The organism is Pengzhenrongella sp. (assembly GCF_036565025.1).
In the GTDB taxonomy this organism is placed as follows: Bacteria; Actinomycetota; Actinomycetes; order Actinomycetales; family Cellulomonadaceae; genus Pengzhenrongella.
In genome coordinates, this window is the sequence record NZ_DATCNW010000050.1 from 1 (window position 1) to 19160 (window position 19160).

Sequence of the window (19160 nt, forward strand, 5' to 3'; positions counted from 1 at the left end):
CAACGGAGAGATCAGCCGCATGGTCTTCGGACCCGACGGGCAGATCCTGAACGTCGGACGCAAGAAACGCACGTACCGCAAACACTTGCGGCGCGCGATCATCGCCCGTGACAAGCACTGCCAGTACCCGGCGTGCAACGCGCCGCCACGTCTTTGCGAGGGTCACCATTCCAAGCATTGGGCTCGCGATCACGGCGATACCGATGCCACCACGGGCGTGCTGCTCTGCTGGCACCACCATACCCATGTCCACAACAACGGCATCGAGGTCACGTGGAAACCCGGCGGCGGGTGGCAGTTCACCAACCGCCACGGGAAGCTCATTCTACGCAACTGAGGATGCGTGTCCGGCGCCCCGTCGTCGCTAGCCTCGGTTCATGACCGACGACGTGGTGCAGGCCGTACGTATTCGGTTCGACGGCCGGGCGCCGTCCTACGACGAGAGTGCGATGCATCGCGGGCTCGCGGATGCGGTCGCGGCCTTCGTCGATCTCGCTCACGTGACGTCCATCCTGGACGTCGCGACGGGCACCGGCCTCGTGCTGCGGGCTCTGCGCGACCGGTGCGGACCGGACGCGCCTCGGATGATCGGCGTCGACGTCTCTCCCGGCATGCTCGCCGTCGCGCGCCACGCCCTACCTGACGCCGAGCTGATCGAGGCCGACGTGCGCAGCCTCCCCATCCCGGATGCCTCGGTCGACCTGGTCACGTGCGTGACCGGGCTGCACCTGATTCCCGACACCCCCGTGGTGCTGGACGAGTGGGCGCGCGTGCTGCGCCCGGGCGGTGGGGTCGTCACCGCCACGTTCGCGACCTCCGACCCGAGCCGCCACCACCAGGAGCGCGCCAACGCCGTGCAGGCGCCCTACCCGAATCGCCACGACGAGTTCTGCACACCGCAGGCGCTCGAGGACGTCATGGTCCCCAGCGGGTTCAGCCTGCGGCGCCACACGTACTGGACCGGCGACGACGAGACGCTGCTGATCGCCGAGCTCACGTACACGCGAGGCTGAGCAGCTACCCGCGAGGCTGAGCAGCCGACCCCGCACCGATCGATCGATCGACGCCGTGACGGCGCACCAAGCTTCGCTCAGGGGCTGAGGATCCACGCATGCCACCGCGGCCACACGAGATCGGCAAGCCGCCGATACCCCTGCGCGGCCGGATGGGCGCCGTCACCCTCCTCGACCTGCCGCATCCAGGTCTCGTCGCCGAGCAGGTCCTCGAAAACCCGCACGTACTCCACCCCGGCGTCGCGGCAGACCCGCGCGAACGCGTCATCGAGCATCGCCGTGCGCAGGTTGTGGTCCGGGTCGCTGATCGGCAGCGGCCCGACGACGAGAGTGCCCCAGCCCGCGGCCAGCACGTCGTCGAGCATGCTCGCGAGGTTCGCGGCGGAGGTCTCGGGCTCGACTCGCGAGGCGCTGCCGGTCCAGGTGGTGTCGTTGACGCCGAAGGACACGACCACCCGGTTGTCGCAGCCGTCGGGCAGGCGCTGGGCGCACTCCGCCTGCCACCGGGCCAGGACCTGGCTGCTCGTCTGCAGCCGGACCCCGAGGTTGTAGACCGAGACCGTCTGCCCGGCACGATCGCTGCGACTCGCGACCCGCCCGACCCAGCCGAGCTTCTCGGAATCGCCGACCCCCGCGACGAACGAGTCACCGACGAAGCACACCCGAAGGTCGCGAGCCTCGGAGCCGCCCGGCACCGAAGGGGAGCGACTCACCAGATCAGTGCGTTCTTGATCAGCATCGACGCGAGGATCCCGACCAGCCCGAGGACGATGCCGCCGATCGCCTTGCCCTTGCCGACCGGCGCGTACCCGTGCGCAGACATCAGGCTCGCCCGGTTCAAGCCCATCGCCGACGCGATGATCGCGCCGAACCCGGCCACTGCCCCTATCCCGACCACCAGGAACGGGTTGAGGACCACCGAGACGATCCCGAGCACGAGGCCCGTCGTCGCGGCGGGGCTCGGAACCTTCGACTCCTTGCGACCGGATGGTTCGACATTTCCCGGCTCAGGGACGCTCGACATGCGCAGACCACCATTCTTCGCAGGCGTGTTTCGACCGCGCCGTCGGGCATCGGCGCATCGCGGCTCCGACTCTAGGCGAGTGGCCGAACGGCCCGCGCCCAGCGGCTGAGACGATAGGGGGGTGTCCACCCTCACCGATCGCCCGCTCACGCTCGCCGCGCGGCTGCCGGCGCAGCCGGACCCGGACTCGCTGTACGAGGCGTTCATCGCCTGGGCGACCGACCAGGGCCTCGAGCTGTACCCCGCGCAGCAGGAGGCGCTCCTCGAGCTCGTCACCGGATCGCACGTCATCCTGTCCACGCCGACGGGGTCTGGGAAGTCGCTCGTCGCGATCGCCGCCCACTTCGTCGCGCTCGCGCACGGGCGGCGCACGTACTACACGGCCCCGCTCAAGGCCCTGGTCAGCGAGAAGTTCTTCGCCCTCGTCGCCGCGTTCGGCTCGGAGAACGTCGGGATGATGACCGGGGACTCCTCGGTCAACCCCGGGGCGCCGATCATCTGCTGCACCGCGGAGATCCTGGCCAACATCGCACTCCGGCAGGGCGGCGCCGACGGCGACCCGTCCGTCGTCGGGCAGGTCGTGATGGACGAGTTCCACTTCTACGCCGACCCCCAGCGCGGCTGGGCCTGGCAGATCCCGCTGCTCGAGCTGCCGCACGTGCAGTACCTGCTGATGTCCGCGACGCTCGGGGACGTCTCCTTCTTCGCCGAGGACCTGGCCAAGCGCAGCGACCGCTCGGTCGCGGTGGTCGAGAACACCGAGCGGCCCGTCCCGCTGATCTTCAACTACGTGATCGAGCCGCTGGTCGAGCTGCTCGAGGATCTCGTCAACACCCGGCGCGCACCGGTCTACGTCGTGCACTTCACCCAGGCGGCCGCCGTCGAGCGGGCGCAGGCGCTGATGAGCATGAAGGTCGCCTCGCGCGAGCAGCGCGACGAGATCGCAGGTGAGCTCGGCGCCTTCCGGTTCGGGCCCGGCTTCGGGCGCACGCTCTCGCGCCTGCTCCGGCACGGCATCGGCGTGCACCACGCCGGGATGCTGCCCAAGTACCGCCGCGTCGTCGAGCGCCTCACCCAGAAGGGCCTGCTCAAGGTCGTCTGCGGCACCGACACCCTCGGCGTCGGGATCAACGTGCCGATCCGCACCGTCGTGCTCACCTCGCTCGTCAAGTACGACGGCATCCGGATGCGCCACCTCACCGCGCGCGAGTTCCACCAGATCGCGGGCCGCGCCGGGCGCGCGGGCTACGACACGGTCGGCGAGGTCATCGTGATGGCCCCCGACCACGTCATCGAGAACCGCAAGCAGCTCGAGCGGGCCGGGGACGACCCGAAGAAGATCCGCAAGATCGTCCGCAAGAAGGCACCCGACGGCGCCGTGAACTGGACCGACAAGACCTTCGAGCGCCTGCGCGACGCCGCTCCCGAGCAGCTGACCTCGAGCTTCGCGGTCTCGCACGCGATGGTGCTCAACGTGCTGGCCCGCCCGGGCGACCCGATCGCCGCCATGAAGCACCTGCTGATGGACAACCACGAGCCGGAGTCCGCCCGCGGGCTGCACGTGCGCCAGGCCATCGCGGTGTACCGCTCGCTGAAGGCTGCCGGGGTCATCGAGCGGGTGCCGCGCACGAACGGCGTCGGACGTACGGTGCGGCTCACGGTCGACCTGCCCGCGAACTTCGCGCTCAACCAGGCACTGTCCCCGTTCGCGTTCGCGGCCCTCGAACTGCTCGACGTCGAGTCGCCGAGCCACGCGCTCGACGTCGTCTCGGTGATCGAGTCGACCCTCGACAACCCGCGCCAGGTACTGTCCGCGCAGTCGAACAAGGCCCGCGGCGAGGCCGTCGCGGAGATGAAGGCCGACGGCTACGACTACGACGAGCGGATGGCGGTCCTGGAGGACATCACCTACCCGCAGCCGCTCGCCGAGCTCCTGACCGGCGCGTTCGTCACCTACCGCCAGACCAACCCGTGGGTCGCGGACCTCGAGCTGGTCCCGAAGTCGGTCGTGCGCGACATGCACGAGCGCACGATGACGTTCGTGGAGTACGTGTCGTACTACTCCCTGGAACGCACCGAGGGCGTGCTGCTGCGCTACCTTGCCGACGCGTACCGCGCGCTGCGCCAGACGGTGCCCGAGGAGAGCCGCACCGAGGAGCTCGCCGAGCTCGTCGAGTGGCTGGGCGAGCTGGTGCGACGCACCGACTCGAGCCTGCTCGACGAGTGGGAGCGCCTGCGCAACCCGGCTGAGGACGCCGCCGTGGCGCCGCCCGTCGACGTCGACACCGAGGACGCGCCCAAGCCGATCACCACGAACAAGCGCGCGTTCCGGGCCCTGGTCCGCAACGCCCTGTTCCGCCGGGTCGACCTCGCCGCCCGCGAGGACTACCGCGCCCTGGGCGCGCTCGACGCCGACGACGGCTGGGACGCGGAGGCCTGGGCGACCGCGCTCGACCCGTACTTCGAGCTGCACGACGCGATCGGCATCGGGCCGGACGCGCGCGGCCCGAAGCTGCTGACGATCACCGAGCGCCCCGACGCGGACGGCGGCGGCTGGGCGGTGCGCCAGGTGCTGGACGACCCGGCCGGCGACCACGACTGGTGCATCGAGGTGATCGTCGACCTCGCCGCGAGCGACGTCGCGGGCGAGGCGGTCCTGCACGTGACGGCCGTCGGACCGCTGTAGGCGCGGCGGACGTGGCCAAGAAGCCGAAGCACTCCCCCGGCGCCGGCGGCACGCCCGCGCTCGTCGCGCTCGACGTTGCGGGGGTCGCGCACGCCGTGCACCCCTACGAGCACGACCCGGCGAGCGGGCTCGGCTACGGCCTCGAGGCCGCCCAGGTGTTGGGCGTCGACCCGGAGCGGGTCTTCAAGACCCTCGTGACAGCCGTCGACGGCGGGCTCACGGTCGCCGTCGTGCCGGTGACCGGGCAGCTCGACCTCAAGGCCCTCGCGCACGCCGTCGGCGGCAAGAAGGCGGCGATGGCCGAGCACGCGGCCGCCGAGCGCGCGACCGGGTACGTCGTGGGCGGGATCTCCCCGCTCGGCCAGCGCCAGCGGCTGCGCACGGTCGTCGACGCGAGCGCCGCGCGGCACCCGACGGTGTTCGTGTCCGGCGGGCGTCGCGGGCTCGACGTCGAGCTGGCGCCGGCCGATCTGGTGCGGCTCACCGGCGCCGTCGTCGCGCCGATCGCGCGGCCCTGACCCGAACGGGTCGTCCGCGCGGGTTCTCGTCACAGGCGGACGCGGCCCGCCGATAGGCACGGTGAACTCACCCGTGACAAGGACAGGACCTCCGTGGACGCAATCGCCGCGATCGCTGACCGCATCGCCGGGATCCGCCAGACACTCGCCGCGATGGCCCCGCAGTCCACGGTCGCGCCGACGACGGTCCGGACCGGGACCTCGGCGCGCTCGGGGACCGGTTCCTCGGCGAGCTTCGCTGCCGTCCTCGCGGACGAGATCGCCGACGGGACGGACACCGCAGCAGGCGCACCACAGCTCGATGACCAGGTCGCCACCACCACCGGACTCCCGGCGACGTTCGCCCCCGCGCTCGCCGCCCCCGCCGCCATCCCCGTCCAGCACGTCGGTGCGTACGGACCCGCCCAGCTCGCCAACGCGGCCGCCATCGTGCGCGCAGGCAAGGCGATGGGGCTGTCGACGCGCGACCAGACGATCGGCGTGATGACCGCGATGGGCGAGTCGTCGCTGACCGTGGTGAACCACGGGGACACCGCGGGTCCCGACAGCCGCGGCCTGTTCCAGCAGCGGGACAACGGCGCGTGGGGCAGCCTCACGGACCGGATGGACCCGATGATCAGCGCGACGAACTTCTTCGACGGCCTCGCCGGGATCGCCGGGCGGGACGGGATGTCGCCGACCGCCGTCGCGCACCAGGTGCAGCGCAACGCCGACCCGGACCACTACACGAAGTACTGGAATACCGCGGTCGCCATCGTGAAGGCCGTCGGGTAGCGCGCTAGACCGCGACGATCTCCTTGCCCAGCGGCGTCAGCGACACCGGGATCAGCTTGAAGCTCGCGATGCCCATCGGGACGCCGATGATGGTCAGGCACAGCGCGACGCCACTCACCAGGTGCCCGATCGCGAGCCAGATCCCGGCCACGATGACCCAGATCACGTTGCCGATCGCGGACCCGATCCCCGCAGTCGGCTTGTCCACGACGGTGCGGCCGAACGGCCAGAGCACGTAGTTCGCGATCCGGAAGGACGCGATGCCGAACGGGATCGTCACGATCAGGACGTAGCAGATGACGCCGGCGACCGCGTAGCCGACGGCCATCCAGAAGCCGGACAGGACGAGCCAGATGAGGTTGAGGAGCGTACGCATGCGCCCAGCCTGCCCCATGCGGGGCACCGTCCGGCGTCGGCTAGGGTGCGGCCATGACCGACTACGACGCCCTCACCGCCGGCGTCACCGCCCGGTTGAGACAGGTGCGCGCGAGGATCGCCGACGCCGAGCTCGCAGCGGGCCGCCCCGCCGGGTCCGTCCGCCTGCTGCTCGCGACCAAGACCGTGCCCACGCCCCTGATCCGCGCCGCGATCGACGCCGGTGCCGACCTGATCGGTGAGAACCGGGTCCAGGAGCTCGTCGCGAAGGGGCCCGAGCTCGCGGACGTTCCGGTCGGGATCCACCTGATCGGCCACCTCCAGGGCAACAAGGTGAATCCGGCGCTGAAGTGGGCGTCCTGCGTCGAGAGCGTCGACTCCCCCGAGATCGCCGCCCGGCTCGCGGAGCGCAGCGCCGACGCCGGCCGGGTGCTCGACGTCCTGGTCCAGGTGAACGTCTCGGGCGAGGAGACCAAGTTCGGCGTGCTGCCGGCCCAGGCGCACGAGATCGCCGCCGGCATCGCGAGCCTGCCCGGGCTGCGCCTGCGCGGCTTCATGACGATCGGGCACAACTCCGCCGACCCCGGCCTGGTCCGCGCCGGCTACGGCCTGCTGCGCGACCTGCGCGACGGCGTCGTCGGCTCCGGAGCCCCGGGGACGGCGGCTGCGACGGACCTCTCGATGGGCATGAGCGGCGACCTGGAGCTGGCGATAGCCGAAGGCGCGACGATCGTCCGCATCGGCACCGCGGTCTTCGGCGCCCGCCCGACCTAGCCCCACCGGCCGTCGGCGCCCGCCGAACTCGGCGGCTTGTGTCAGCCGAGGGGGAATCTGAGGGTCGCGGGGACGCGGTCGTCGATGGCGCGGATCAGGGTGTCGCCGGCTTGGAAACGTCGGGGGTCCACCCAGATCTGGCAGCCGCCCAGTCCGAACAGCAGCCGGCTACGGCTGGTGAAACCCACCCCAACGCACTCACGCAGCCGGATCTCGTGCACGTCGCCGGCCTCGTCCCGATACTGCACCCGGTCCTCCGAGGAGCCGAGTGCCGTGCCGGCCGGCGCGGACGACCGGAAGGAGCGTCGAAGCTCCGGCACGGTCATCTCCCGGGTCGCCCCGCACGAGAGGCTGCGAGCGAACGACGTCTCGGGCTCGACCCCGCTCGGCACGACCAGCAGGGCGCTGCTCACGGCGTCGCGCAGCACGGCGGCAACCCCCTCGCTGGTGACCGCGCTCAGCGCTGCCCTGATCGTGCCCGGGCTCAGGAGCGGCAACCCGGCGAGGGCACGCTCGGCCTCGTTGTCCAGATTCGGCTCGACGAACCCGGGATCGGCGAGGAACGCGTCCAGCGCGGCAAGGTCGTCCGCGAGCTCGTCCACGGTCACGCCGATCTCGGTACGCCGCAGCAGCTCCGACGCGAGGGCCTCGGCGACGACCTTCTCGGAGCCCGGCGTGGCGGACGTGGCGAGCTGGACGACGACCCGCCCGGTGGGCGGCAGGCGCACGAGCTCGGGCTCGACGGCGTAGAGGATGCCAAGCTCGTCGCGCAGCGAGCGCTCCAGGGACTGCGCCATCACCCGCGACGCGATGATCGTCTCCAACCGATCGGCGGCCACGAACCCGAGAGCGGGGTCGCGCACGTCGCCGTCGGGCATCCAACCAGGCCCGCGAAGAAGGTGGTCGTGATGGATGTGCGGGGGCACCCGCCCCTCGGGCAGGGGCAGGTCGAACCCTTCGGGCAGCCGGCCGATGATCGTCAGCAGCGCGTTCTCGCGCACGAACCATTGGCTTGCGTGCGCCTGGACGGTCGCCGGATCGGTCGACCTGGCCCCATACGTCGGGTGGACGCCGAGGCCGAGTCCGTGGTTCCCGAACCGCGCGGCCAGCAGCACGTCGTGATCGTCGAAACCGTGCTCCGCGTCCTCGGCATCGAGGATCTTGCGCTCGCGTGCCAGGTAGTCCAGCGGGAGGTCGACCAGAGCCCGCCCCAGCTGCTCGAAGAACTGCGCGACGTGCTCGGGCTCTCCCCCCGCCCAGAACTTGCAGCGGGTCCGACCCACCGAGGCGTTGTGCTCGAACTTGCTGTGGGACGTCCGCCCGAGCGCGAGGCGCTCGATCACCCGGGCGACCCCACGCGTCGAGAACTCCTCGTCGGCGAGCCCGACGCCGAAGTGCAGCGTCGCCCGCGTCAGGCGCGGACGCCGGATCTGCAGGGTCCGCACGCCACCCACCACGAGCTCGCGAATCCCGTTCGCGTCGTCGCTCATATTCGGATTGTAGGCACCGCACACGCCGGCTACCCATCCCGGCCCAGACGCCCGCCGAACTCGGAGGTTTACGCCGAACTAGGACAAGGCAGTATCCGAGTTCGAGGCAGACCTCCGAGTTCGGCGATGTGTGGTCGGGAGGGAGGCTAGGGGACTCGGGTTCGCCACTCTTGGGTGCCGAATTTTGTCTTGACTAGCTCTTCGGCGCGGGCCATCTCGGACGGGAGGAGGGCGCTGTCGGTCGTCTTGTAGCGGGCTCGGAAATGGGCCTTGAAGGCCTCGATGACCTCCGAGCGCGCGAGGCCGGTCTGCGAGCGCACCGGGTCGACCCGCTTCTTCGCGCTCACGGTGCCCTTGTCGGACAGCTTCTCGCGGCCGATCCGCAGCACCTCGAGCATCTTGTCCGCGTCGATGTCGTACGCCATCGTCACGTGGTGCAGCACGGTGCCGTCCGCGAGCCGCTTCTGGGCCGCGCCGGCGAGCTTGCCGGCCGGGGAGGCGATGTCGTTCAGGCCCGCGTAGGCGGCCTTGACGCCGACGTCGGCCAGGGCACCGAGCACCCAGTCGTCCAGGAACGCGTACGACTGCTCGAACGTCAGCCCGTCGACCAGCGACCCCGGCACGACGAGGGAGAACGTGATGCAGTTGCCGGCCTCCATGAACATCGCGCCGCCCCCGGAGATTCGCCGCACCACGGTCACGCCGTGCCGGGCGGCACCGTCGGGATCCACCTCGTTGCGCAGCGACTGGAACGACCCGATGACCACGGCCGGGTCGACCCACTCCCAGAACCTGAGCGTGGGCCCGCGGCGCCCGGCCGCGAGCTCCTCGGCGAGCACCTGGTCGAGCGCGACGTGCAGCACGGGGAGCTGGGGACCGTGGTGGATCAGCTCGAACTCGTGGTCCTGCCAGCCGGTGGCATGCCCCAGCGCCCGCCGGACCGCGATCGCGACCGCCTCGACGGTGAAGCCCACGAGCGTGTCGTCCGGATCGAGCGCGTCCCCGATCGCGGCGGCGAGCTGGGCGACCTTGGCCGCCGCCGGCTGCCCGACGAGCGCCGCATTGATCCGCGCGAGCGCTTCGTCCGGCTCGAGGAAGAAGTCCCCGCTGATCGCCGCGCTCACCATCAGCCCGCCGTCGAGCACGACGTCGGCGGCGACCAGCTTGCCGCCGGGGACCTTGTACTCCCCTCGCAGCACAACCCGCCCCGCGGTCATCGGCGCGCGACGCCCGCCCGCAGCAGCCCGTACACGATCGAGTCGACGATCGCCTCGAACGAGGCCTCGATGATGTTCGGCCCGACCCCGACCGTGCGCCACGTCGTCTCCGCACCGGAGTCCATGGTCTCCACGAGCACCCGCGTCGTGGCGTCCGTGCCGTGCATCGTGTCCATGATCCGGACCTTGAAGTCGATCAGTTCGAAGCGCTCGATCTCCGGGTACGTGCCGAGCAGCGCCTTGCGCAGCGCGTGGTCGAGCGCGTTGACCGGGCCGTTGCCCTCCCCGGTCGCGACCGTGCGCGTGCCGCCCGCCGTGAGCTTGATGGTGGCCTCGGCGTTCGCCTGGTCGGGGGCCCCCGGGATGCTCTCGACGATCACCCGCCAGCTCTCGAGGTCGAAGTAGGCGAGGCGCTCGCCGTCGACCTCCTCGCGCAGCAGCAGCTCGAAGGACGCGTCCGCGGCGTCGTAGGTGTAGCCCTGCGCCTCGGCCTCCTTGACCCGCGCGGTCACGCGGCCGAGCAGCTCGACCTGTCCCGCGAGCTCGATCCCGAGCTCGCGGCCCTTGAGCTCGATCGACGCGCGGCCGGCCATCTCCGAGATGAGCATCCGCATGTCGTTGCCGACCCGGACCGGGTCGATGTGCTGGTAGAGGTCGGGGTCGACCCGGATCGCGCTCGCGTGCAGCCCGGCCTTGTGCGCGAACGCGCTCGCGCCGATGTACGGCTGGCGCGCGAACGGGCTGATGTTCGTGATCTCGGCGATCGCGTGCGCGATCCGGGTGGCCTCGCGCAGCGCCCCGGGACCGGCGAGCAGGTCGCGGCCCTCCTTGATCTCGAGGTTCGCGACGACGGCGATCAGGTCGGCGTTGCCGGTCCGCTCGCCGTACCCGTTGACCGTGCCCTGCACGTGGTCGGCGCCCGCGCCCACCGCGGCGAGCGAGTTCGCCACGGCGACCCCGGAGTCGTTGTGCGCGTGGATCCCGAGCCGGGGACCATGCCCGACGGCGGCGCGCACCTCCCCGACGATCTGCGCGACGACGTCGGGCAGCGTGCCACCGTTCGTGTCGCACAGCGCGACGACCTCGGCGCCCGCCGCGAACGCGGCCTTGACGGCCGCCAGCGCGTACGCGTGGTCGTAGCGGTAGCCGTCGAAGAAGTGCTCGGCGTCGAGCACGACCCGGCGGCCCTCCCCGACCAGGTACGTCACCGTGTCGGTGATCATCGCGAGGTTCTCCGCCGCGGTGGTCCGCAGGGCCCGCTCGACGTGCCGGATGTCGCTCTTCGCGACGAGCGTCACGACGGGCGCCTGGGAGTCGACCAGGGCGCGCACCTGCGGGTCGTCCCAGGCCCGGGTGCCCGCCTTGCGGGTCGCGCCGAAGGCCGCGAGCACGGCGTTCTTGAAGTGCAGCTCCTTGGCGGCGCGCGCGAAGAACTCGGTGTCCTTCGGGATCGCGCCGGGCCAGCCGCCCTCGATGAACCCGACCCCGAGCTCGTCGAGGAGCGGGGCGATGGCGAGCTTGTCCGCGACCGAGAGGTTCATGCCCTCCTGCTGCGCGCCATCGCGCAGGGTCGTGTCATAGACGTGGAACGAGGTGTGCTGCAACTGGTCGCTGGACACGGGTTGACTCTCTGTCGGGGCGAAGGTGCAGGGCAGCCGTTCTGGTAACGCGTTCTGGTAAGCCGTTCTGGGTAGAGCATCCGTCGATCACGTCTCCTCGTGAGGGAAGCTGCCGGCGAGGGGTGGTGCCGGACTGGCGATCGACGAGTCGGCGGGCGGGGGTGGTGCCCGACAACAAAAAGACCCCCCGAGGGTACGGGAGGTCTGCGCGTTCGGCGGGTAAGCCGAACGCGCTACACGATAATAAGCTGGTAGTGCTTCACGTCGGTCATCATGCCACACCGTCCGAGCGGTGAGAACCATCGTTCCATCTTTCGCCTCCGACGGCGTAGCCGGCGCCCACACCGGGCCGCGCGGCCGGCGCTCCACGAGCCCGCGCAGCCGGCGCTCAGACCAGGCGGCGCAGCCAGCCGTGCCGGTCGGCCGCGCGGCCGTACTGGATGTCCGTGAGCTCGCCGCGCAGCCGGGTCGTCAGAGCGCCCGCGCCGCCGTCGGCCACGGTCAGGTTGAAGTCCGTGCCGGCGAGCCGCCCGATCGGGGTGATGACCGCCGCCGTCCCGCACGCGAAGACCTCCGCGATGGAGCCGTCGGCGATGCCGGCCCGGAGCTCGGTGAGCAGGATCTTGCGCTCGGCGACCCGGTGTCCGGAGTCGGTGAGCAGCGCGATGATCGACGAGCGCGTGACGCCCTCGAGGATCGAGCCGGTGAGCTCAGGCGTCGAGACGGAGCCGTCGGTGTGCACGACGAACACGTTCATGCCGCCGAGCTCCTCGACGATCGTGTTGGTCGACGCGTCGAGGAAGCAGACCTGGTCGCAGCCCTTGGCGTACGCCTCCTGCTGCGGGAGCAGGCTCGCGGCGTAGTTGCCGCCGCACTTGGCGGTGCCGGTGCCGCCCGCACCGGCCCGGTGGTAGTCCTCCGCGACCCAGATCGACACGGGGGCGACCTCGCCGCCGAAGTACGGTCCGACCGGGGAGGCGATCACGAGGAACTCCGCCTCGCGGGTGGGCCGCACGCCGAGGTACTTCTCCGAGGCGAACATGAACGGGCGCAGGTACAGGCTGGTCTCTTCGCCGGTGGGCACCCAGGCGGCATCCGTGCGCACGAGCGCGGTGATCGCGCCGAGGAAGTCCTCTTCGGTGAGCTCCGGCAGCGCGAGGCGCCGGGCGGAGGCCGCGAACCTGGCCGCGTTGGCCTGCGGGCGGAACGTCCACACCGAGCCGTCCGCGTGGCGGTACGCCTTGAGTCCCTCGAAGATCTCCTGCCCGTAGTGCAGGACGGCGGACGCCGGGTCGAGCAGCAGCGGGCCGTACTTCTCCACCCGCCGGTCGGACCAGCCGGTCGACTCCGACCAGGAGATCCGTGCCATGTGGTCGCTGAAGGCAGTGCCGAACGAGAGCGCGGCAAGCACCTCCGCCCGCTTCGCGGCGGGCGTCGGCGAGTCGGTCGGGCGCAGTTCGAAAGCCGCCGCCGCGTCAGCCTGGCCGGTCGCGAACAGGTCGGAGGTCGTGGTCATGTCATGCCTTTCCCAAGAGGACGAGAACGAGATTACCCGCGCCGTGCAGGTGATCCTCCCGCGGGCCGAAGCTCACCCTCGTCGGGGTGCCCCCGAAAGGCCCGCCGCGGGTGCCCCCGGAAGCCCTGTCGAGGGTGCCCCCAAAAGCCTTGACGTCCGAGCGTTGACGTCCTATAGGACGTCAAGGCTCGGACGTTACGAGGGTGGGTCGGCGACGGTGGGTCAGCAGCGGGGGTGGGTCAGCGGGGGTCAGCGGGGGTCAGCCGGCGACGCGGGCGGCGAGCTCCTTGCCGACCTCGGCGGTCGACCGGGTCGCCGCGCCGCTCGCGGGGCGCTCGGCGAGGTCGGCGGCGACTGCCCGCTCGACGCGCGCGGCGGCGTCGGGCAGGCCGAGGTGGTCGAGCAGGAGGGCGACCGAGAGCACGGTGGCCGTCGGGTCGGCGATGCCCTGGCCGGCGATGTCCGGGGCCGAGCCGTGCACGGGCTCGAACATCGACGGCGCGACGGAGTTGCCGGCGGCGTCGACGTCGGGGTTGATGTTGGCCGAGGCGGCCAGACCGATGCCGCCGGTGATGGCCGCGGCGAGGTCGGTGAGGATGTCGCCGAACAGGTTGTCGGTGACGATCACGTCGAACCGCGAGGGCTTGGTGACCAGCAGGATCGTGGCCGCGTCGACGTGCAGGTAGTCGACCGTGACGTCCGGGAAGTCGGCGTTGACGGCCTCGACCGTGCGGCGCCACAGGTGCCCGGCGTGCACCAGCACGTTGTGCTTGTGCACGAGCGTGAGCTTCTTGCGCGGGCGGGCCGCCGCGCGCGCGAAGGCGTTGCGCACGACGCGCTCGACGCCGAACGCGGTGTTGACGCTGACCTCGTTGGCGACCTCGTGCGGCGTGCCCACGCGGATCGCGCCGCCGTTGCCGACGTACGGACCCTCGGTGCCCTCGCGGACGACGACGAAGTCGACCTCGCCGGGCGCGGCGAGCGGTGAGGTGACCCCGGTGTACAGGCGGCTGGGGCGCAGGTTGACGTAGTGGTCGAGCGCGAAGCGCAGGCGCAGCAGCAGGCCGCGCTCGAGGACGCCCGACGGGACCTGCGGGTCGCCGACCGCGCCGAGCAGGATCGCGTCGTGCGTGCGGATCGCGGCGAGGTCGCCGTCGGTGAGCGTCTCGCCGGTGGCGTGCCAGCGCTTGGCGCCGAGGTCGAACGCCGTCGTCGTCAGTGCGACGTCCTGCCCGGCGAGGGCGGCGTCGAGCACGAGGAGCCCCTGCTCGACGACCTCCGAGCCGATGCCGTCGCCAGCGATCACTGCCAGGTCAAGGTTGCGCGTCATACGCGCGACCCTACCGGTGATCCCACCCCTCGGGACGCCCATCCCACCCTGTGATCACAGCACCCCTCCCCCACACACCCCTCAACCCCGTAACGTCCGAGCGCTGACGTCCTATAGGACGTCAGCGCTCGGACGTTACGCAGAAGATCTTGCGCAGGTGATCTTGCGCGGAAGAGCTGCGCAGGTGATCAGGCGGTGCGGCTCGCGGGTCAGCGGGCTGCGGTGCCTTCCTGGTAGTCGCTCTCGGACGGCTTGACCCAGGCGAAGAGCTTGCGCAGCTGGCGGCCGACGGCCTCGATCGGGTGCGCCTCGCCCTTGGCGCGCAGCGCCTTGAACTCGGGCGCGCCGGCGTCCTGGTCGTCGATGAACCGCTTGGCGAACGCGCCGGACTGGATGTCGCCGAGAACGGCCTTCATGTTCTCCTTGACGCGCGGGTCGATGACGCGCGGGCCCGAGACGTAGTCGCCGTACTCGGCGGTGTCCGAGACGCTCCAGCGCTGCTTGGCGATGCCACCTTCGTAGATCAGGTCGACGATCAGCTTGAGCTCGTGCAGCACCTCGAAGTACGCGACCTCGGGCTGGTAGCCCGCCTCGGTGAGCGTCTCGAAGCCGTACTGGACCAGCTGCGAGACGCCGCCGCACAGCACGGCCTGCTCGCCGAACAGGTCGGTCTCGGTCTCCTCGGTGAACGTCGTCTTGATGCCGGCCGCACGCAAGCCGCCGATCGCCTTGGCGTAGGACAGCGCGAGCGCCCAGGCGCCCTTGGTCGCGTCCTGCTCGACGGCGACGATCACGGGCACGCCGCGCCCGTCGACGTACTCGCGGCGAACGAGGTGGCCGGGGCCCTTCGGCGCGATCATGACGACGTCGACGCCCTCGGGCGGCGTGATGTAGCCGAACCGGATGTTGAAGCCGTGCGCGAAGACGAGCGCGGCGCCGTCGGCCAGGTTGGGCGCGATGTCCTGCGCGTAGACCGAGCGCTGGGCCTGGTCGGGCGCCAGCACGACGACGACGTCGGCCTCCTTGACCGCGTCGGCGACGGAGAGCACTCGAAGGCCCTCGTTCTCGGCCTTCGCGCGCGAGGAGCTGCCCTCACGCAGGCCGACGCGGACGTCGACGCCCGAGTCGCGCAGGTTGAGCGCGTGCGCGTGCCCCTGGCTGCCGTACCCGATCACGGCGACCTTGCGGCCCGCGATGATGGAAAGGTCGGCGTCGTCGTCGTAGAAAAGCTCTGCCACGGTGGATCTCCTCAGGACTCTTGCGATGGTTCGTGGATGGAAAAGAGTGTCAGGCCGAGCGCGGGACGCGGTCGTGGGCGCGGTCGGTGATGGAGTGCGGTCCGCGGCCGATGGCGACCGTCCCGGACTGCACGATCTCCCGGATGCCGAACGGCTCAAGCGCGGCGAGCAGCGCGTCGAGCTTGTCCGGCCCGCCGGTCGCCTCGATGGTCAGGGCGTCCGGCACGACGTCGACGACGTGCGCCCGGAACAGCTCGACGACCTCGAGCACGCCGCTGCGCTGACCGGCCTCGGCGCGGACCTTGACCAGCATCAGCTCGCGCTGGACCGACGACGGCGCCTCGAGCTCGACGATCTTGATGACGTTGATCAGCTTGTTGAGCTGCTTGGTCACCTGCTCGAGCGGGAGGTCCTCGACGTTCACGACGACCGTGATGCGCGAGATCTCCTCGCGCTCGGTCGGCCCGACCGCGAGGGAGTGGATGTTGAACGAGCGGCGGGCGAACAGCCCGGCGACGCGCGTGAGCACGCCGGGCTTGTTCTCCACCAGGACGGACAGCGTGTGCCTGCTCATGCCGCACCTTCTTCCATCGAGTTCTCCCGCGCCGCGAATGCGACCTCGAGCAAGGCGTTGACGTGCAAGGACGTGCTGTCCAGAGCCGGGGCGGTGGTGGACTGCCAGGAGGTCCCGCCGAGCAGCCCGCTGCGCCGCATCACTCCTCCCGGTCCCAGGCCGGGGAGATCCCCCGGGCGTACTGGACCTCGTCGTTGCTGACCCCGGCGGTGACCATCGGCCACACCATGGCGTCGCGCGAGACGGTGAAGTCGATGACCACGGGCTGGTCGTTGATCTCCATCGCCCGCTTGATGGTCGCGTCGACGTCACCCTTGGTCTCGCAGCGCAGCCCGACGGCGCCGTAGGCGTCGGCCAGCTTCACGAAGTCCGGGATGCGCGCCGTGCCGTGACCGGTGTGCAGGTCGGTGTTGGAGTACCGCTCGTCGTAGAACAGGGTCTGCCACTGGCGGACCATGCCGAGGGAGGAGTTGTTGATGATCGCGACCTTGATCGGGATCTCGTTGATCGTGCAGGTGGCCAGCTCCTGGTTCGTCATCTGGAAGCAGCCGTCGCCGTCGATCGCCCACACGGTGCGCTCGGGCGCGCCGACCTTGGCGCCCATCGCGGCCGGGACGGAGTAGCCCATGGTGCCCAGGCCCCCGGAGTTCAGCCAGGAGTTGGGGCGCTCGTACTTGATGAACTGAGCGGCCCACATCTGGTGCTGGCCCACGCCGGCGACGAAGATCGACTCCGGCCCGGAGATCTCCCCGATGCGCTGGATCACGTGCTGCGGCGCGAGGTGCCCGTCGTCCGGCTCGGTGTAGCCGAGCGGGAACGTCTCGCGCCAGTCGTTGATCTGGCGCCACCAGCCCTCGAGGTCCGGCTTGCCGTGCTGGGCGTGCTCCTTGGCGAGCGCGGGGACCAGGTCCGCGATGATCTCGCGCAGGTCCCCGACGATCGGCACGTCGACGACGCGGTTCTTGCCGATCTCGGCCGGGTCGATGTCCGCGTGCACGATGGTCGCGTGCGGCGCGAAGCTCGACAGCTTGCCGGTCACGCGGTCGTCGAAGCGGGCGCCGAGGGCGACGATGAGGTCGGCCTTCTGCAGCGCGGCGACCGCCGGGACGGTGCCGTGCATGCCCGGCATGCCGAGGTGCTGCGGGTGGGAGTCGGGCAGCGCGCCGCGCGCCATCAGCGTGGTCACCGCGGGAGCGCCCGAGGCGTCCACGAGGCGGCGCAGCTCGGCGGCCGCGCCGGACCGGATCGCGCCGCCGCCGATGTACAGCACCGGCCGGCGCGAGGTGGCGAGCAGCCGGGCGGCCTCGCGGATCTGCTTGGCGTGCGGCTTGGTCACCGGGTGGTAGCCCGGCAGCTCGAGCTGCTGGGGCCAGGAGAACGACGTGTTCGCCTGCATCGCGGACTTCGCGATGTCGACGAGCACCGGGCCGGGCCGGCCGGTCGAGGCGATGTGGAAGGCCTCGGCGATCACCCGCGGGATCTCGTCGGCGTCGGTGACCAGGAAGTTGTGCTTGGTGATCGGGTGCGTGATGCCGACGATGTCGGCCTCCTGGAACGCGTCCGTGCCGATCATCGACGCGCCCACCTGACCGGTGATCGCGACCATCGGGATGGAGTCCATGTTCGCGTCGGCGATCGGCGTGACCAGGTTCGTCGCCCCGGGACCCGAGGTCGCGATGCAGACCCCGACCCGGCCGGTCGCGTGGGCGTAGCCCGATGCCGCGTGCCCTGCCCCCTGCTCGTGCCGCACCAGGATGTGGCGCACCTTGGTGGAGTCCATCAGCGGGTCGTAGAGGGGCAGGACCGCGCCGCCGGGGATGCCGAAGACGACGTCGACCCCGGACTCCTCGAGCGCCCGGACGATCGACGCCGCACCGCTGACCTGCTCCGCCGTCCGGACGGGGGTGCGGGCGATCGCGGCCGGGCGGCCGATCGCCGTCGGCCGCGCCGTGACGGCGGCGTCGGAGGTGCGCATGCGCGCGCCGGGCGTCGGCGTGCCGCGGGCGGCATCGCCACGCGGTGGTGCCGGGTGCTGTCCCTGGACCATCGATCTCTCCCTGCTTCGGTGCGGGAACTGATCCGCACTGCGGACTGCGGCCGAACACACGTGCGGTGGCACAAAAAAACCCCTCGGCCCCGATTACGGGGCTGGTCGAGGGGAAGCACGCTGGTTGAGAACCTCTTCTCAGCCGGCGCGCTCAGTAACTACTACAAGGATTGTCCGCACGGATGCACGATACGCCCGCCCGGCTCCAGATGTCATCTCGCCACCCCTGCCGTCTCACATGGTGGTTCACAGGTTCACGAAATGGACACCCGTGGGCTGCGGTCGGGGCGTCGATCCGGCCGACGACGGTTCCACCTGCGGGGGGTGCGGCGCGTGGCTATCGTCACAACTGGTACGCCCACCATCCCCTCGGAGGTAGCGATGTCCAACCCCGGCCGGCCCACGATCAGCTCCGGTTCCACCGGGAACGCCGTCCGGCGCGCGCAACGCGCAATTCGCCGGACCCCGAACCTGAGCCTGGTGGTCGACGGGATCTTCGGCCCGCTGACCCTGCACGCGGTCACCGAGTTCCAGTCCGGCGGCGGACTGGTCGCCGACGGGATCGTCGGCCCGCTCACCTGGGCCGCACTGCCCGACGGCGGTCCGATGCCGGTCCTCGCACGGGGCGCCAACGGTCAGGTGGTCACAAACCTGCAGACGATCCTGGCCAACGGGTCCGCCGGTCAGTGGAACGTCGGCCCCGGCCCCGCCGACGGGATCTTCGGCCCGCTCACCCTGGCCTCGGTCAAGGCCTTCCAGACGTGGGCCGGCATCGACAGCGACGGCGTCGTCGGCGAGCAGACCTGGGACACCTCCCTGCACGCCGCGAGCGCCACGCTCGAGTCCGCGGTCGGCCTGCAGTTCGTCATCGGCTGACCCTCCCGACCCCGGAACGTGTCAGGCCCTGCGCGGTCCATACCCCGCGCAGGGCCTGACACGTCCAAGCTCAGTTCACCTGTCAGACC

Annotated in this window: 18 protein-coding genes and 1 pseudogene; 7 read left to right on the plus strand and 12 right to left on the minus strand. The window is 71.0% G+C overall.

Features of this window, described 5'->3' with window-relative positions; genetic code table 11:
- Positions 1-337 (plus strand): annotated as a pseudogene (locus tag VIM26_RS02505) (HNH endonuclease signature motif containing protein); the annotation flags it as partial.
- A gap of 40 nt (positions 338-377) precedes the next feature.
- Positions 378-1013: a class I SAM-dependent methyltransferase gene (locus VIM26_RS02510; protein WP_331948742.1), complete on the plus strand. Its 636-nt coding sequence runs from the start codon at positions 378-380 to the stop codon at positions 1011-1013.
- A 77-nt stretch (positions 1014-1090) separates the two neighbouring features.
- Here the strand turns inward: VIM26_RS02510 and VIM26_RS02515 are convergent, their stop codons facing one another.
- Together VIM26_RS02515 and VIM26_RS02520 are read right to left on the minus strand one after the other, a co-directional pair.
- The gene (locus VIM26_RS02515; RefSeq protein ID WP_331948743.1) at positions 1091-1726 is read right to left on the minus strand and encodes a GDSL-type esterase/lipase family protein; all 636 of its coding nucleotides are present in this window, start codon (positions 1724-1726) and stop codon (positions 1091-1093) included.
- Positions 1723-2037, minus strand: coding sequence for a hypothetical protein (locus VIM26_RS02520; protein WP_331948744.1), 315 nt, complete (start codon positions 2035-2037; stop codon positions 1723-1725). The genes VIM26_RS02515 and VIM26_RS02520 overlap by 4 nt, the downstream gene beginning before the upstream one ends.
- Before the next feature lie 121 nt (positions 2038-2158).
- On the opposite strand from VIM26_RS02520, the gene VIM26_RS02525 reads away from it, so the two are divergent.
- The 3 genes from VIM26_RS02525 (at position 2159) to VIM26_RS02535 (ending at position 6015) form a co-directional block, all read left to right on the plus strand.
- Positions 2159-4723, plus strand: coding sequence for a DEAD/DEAH box helicase (locus tag VIM26_RS02525; RefSeq protein WP_331948745.1), 2565 nt, complete (start codon positions 2159-2161; stop codon positions 4721-4723).
- A gap of 11 nt (positions 4724-4734) precedes the next feature.
- Complete coding sequence (gene ybaK, locus VIM26_RS02530) at positions 4735-5241, plus strand: Cys-tRNA(Pro) deacylase (protein WP_331948746.1); 507 nt, start codon at positions 4735-4737, stop codon at positions 5239-5241.
- A 93-nt stretch (positions 5242-5334) separates the two neighbouring features.
- Positions 5335-6015 carry a hypothetical protein gene (locus VIM26_RS02535; protein ID WP_331948747.1) on the plus strand — a complete coding sequence of 227 codons (681 nt, stop codon included), beginning with the start codon at positions 5335-5337 and terminating at the stop codon, positions 6013-6015.
- 4 nt (positions 6016-6019) lie between these two features.
- Here VIM26_RS02535 and VIM26_RS02540 read toward each other — a convergent pair whose 3' ends face one another.
- Positions 6020-6391 (minus strand): YccF domain-containing protein, encoded by a 372-nt coding sequence (locus VIM26_RS02540; RefSeq protein WP_331948748.1) that lies wholly within the window; start codon positions 6389-6391, stop codon positions 6020-6022.
- A 53-nt stretch (positions 6392-6444) separates the two neighbouring features.
- Here VIM26_RS02540 and VIM26_RS02545 point away from each other — a divergent pair, with 53 nt between their 5' ends.
- The gene (locus tag VIM26_RS02545; protein WP_331948749.1) at positions 6445-7164 is read left to right on the plus strand and encodes a YggS family pyridoxal phosphate-dependent enzyme; all 720 of its coding nucleotides are present in this window, start codon (positions 6445-6447) and stop codon (positions 7162-7164) included.
- Between the two features lie 41 nt (positions 7165-7205).
- On the opposite strand, the gene VIM26_RS02550 is transcribed toward VIM26_RS02545, so the two are convergent.
- From VIM26_RS02550 to VIM26_RS02590, 9 genes are all read right to left on the minus strand, one after another.
- On the minus strand, positions 7206-8654 hold the full coding sequence (locus VIM26_RS02550; protein ID WP_331948750.1) for a hypothetical protein: 1449 nt from the start codon (positions 8652-8654) through the stop codon (positions 7206-7208).
- Positions 8655-8800: 146 nt separating this feature from the next.
- Positions 8801-9850 (minus strand): biotin/lipoate A/B protein ligase family protein, encoded by a 1050-nt coding sequence (locus tag VIM26_RS02555; protein ID WP_331948775.1) that lies wholly within the window; start codon positions 9848-9850, stop codon positions 8801-8803.
- A gap of 17 nt (positions 9851-9867) precedes the next feature.
- Positions 9868-11490 (minus strand): citramalate synthase, encoded by a 1623-nt coding sequence (gene cimA / locus VIM26_RS02560; protein WP_331948751.1) that lies wholly within the window; start codon positions 11488-11490, stop codon positions 9868-9870.
- 388 nt (positions 11491-11878) lie between these two features.
- On the minus strand, positions 11879-13006 hold the full coding sequence (locus VIM26_RS02565; protein ID WP_331948752.1) for a branched-chain amino acid aminotransferase: 1128 nt from the start codon (positions 13004-13006) through the stop codon (positions 11879-11881).
- A gap of 259 nt (positions 13007-13265) precedes the next feature.
- Positions 13266-14336: a 3-isopropylmalate dehydrogenase gene (locus VIM26_RS02570; protein ID WP_331948753.1), complete on the minus strand. Its 1071-nt coding sequence runs from the start codon at positions 14334-14336 to the stop codon at positions 13266-13268.
- A 209-nt stretch (positions 14337-14545) separates the two neighbouring features.
- Positions 14546-15574 (minus strand): ketol-acid reductoisomerase, encoded by a 1029-nt coding sequence (ilvC, locus tag VIM26_RS02575; RefSeq protein WP_331948754.1) that lies wholly within the window; start codon positions 15572-15574, stop codon positions 14546-14548.
- 49 nt (positions 15575-15623) lie between these two features.
- Positions 15624-16148 carry an acetolactate synthase small subunit gene (gene ilvN, locus VIM26_RS02580; RefSeq protein WP_331948755.1) on the minus strand — a complete coding sequence of 175 codons (525 nt, stop codon included), beginning with the start codon at positions 16146-16148 and terminating at the stop codon, positions 15624-15626.
- The gene (locus VIM26_RS02585) at positions 16145-16288 is read right to left on the minus strand and encodes a hypothetical protein (protein ID WP_331948756.1); all 144 of its coding nucleotides are present in this window, start codon (positions 16286-16288) and stop codon (positions 16145-16147) included. Before VIM26_RS02585 ends, ilvN begins: the two co-directional genes overlap by 4 nt.
- A complete protein-coding gene (locus VIM26_RS02590) occupies positions 16288-18195 on the minus strand; it encodes an acetolactate synthase large subunit (RefSeq protein ID WP_331948757.1) in 1908 nt (635 codons plus the stop codon). The genes VIM26_RS02585 and VIM26_RS02590 overlap by 1 nt, the downstream gene beginning before the upstream one ends.
- Positions 18196-18528: 333 nt before the next feature.
- Between VIM26_RS02590 and VIM26_RS02595 the strand changes: the two genes are divergently transcribed.
- Positions 18529-19071, plus strand: coding sequence for a peptidoglycan-binding protein (locus tag VIM26_RS02595; protein ID WP_331948758.1), 543 nt, complete (start codon positions 18529-18531; stop codon positions 19069-19071).
- Positions 19072-19160: the final 89 nt, after the last annotated feature.

Bases quoted from the DNA above. Each gene is read 5' to 3' on its own strand.
- VIM26_RS02510 (WP_331948742.1), top strand. From the start codon at position 378: ATGACCGACGACGTGGTGCAGGCCGTACGTATTCGGTTCGACGGCCGG.
- VIM26_RS02520 (WP_331948744.1), bottom strand. From the start codon at position 2,037: ATGTCGAGCGTCCCTGAGCCGGGAAATGTCGAACCATCCGGTCGCAAG.
- VIM26_RS02540 (WP_331948748.1), bottom strand. From the start codon at position 6,391: ATGCGTACGCTCCTCAACCTCATCTGGCTCGTCCTGTCCGGCTTCTGG.
- VIM26_RS02545 (WP_331948749.1), top strand. From the start codon at position 6,445: ATGACCGACTACGACGCCCTCACCGCCGGCGTCACCGCCCGGTTGAGA.
- VIM26_RS02550 (WP_331948750.1), bottom strand. From the start codon at position 8,654: ATGAGCGACGACGCGAACGGGATTCGCGAGCTCGTGGTGGGTGGCGTG.
- VIM26_RS02565 (WP_331948752.1), bottom strand. From the start codon at position 13,006: ATGACCACGACCTCCGACCTGTTCGCGACCGGCCAGGCTGACGCGGCG.
- VIM26_RS02570 (WP_331948753.1), bottom strand. From the start codon at position 14,336: ATGACGCGCAACCTTGACCTGGCAGTGATCGCTGGCGACGGCATCGGC.
- ilvN (WP_331948755.1), bottom strand. From the start codon at position 16,148: ATGAGCAGGCACACGCTGTCCGTCCTGGTGGAGAACAAGCCCGGCGTG.
- VIM26_RS02585 (WP_331948756.1), bottom strand. From the start codon at position 16,288: ATGCGGCGCAGCGGGCTGCTCGGCGGGACCTCCTGGCAGTCCACCACC.
- VIM26_RS02590 (WP_331948757.1), bottom strand. From the start codon at position 18,195: ATGGTCCAGGGACAGCACCCGGCACCACCGCGTGGCGATGCCGCCCGC.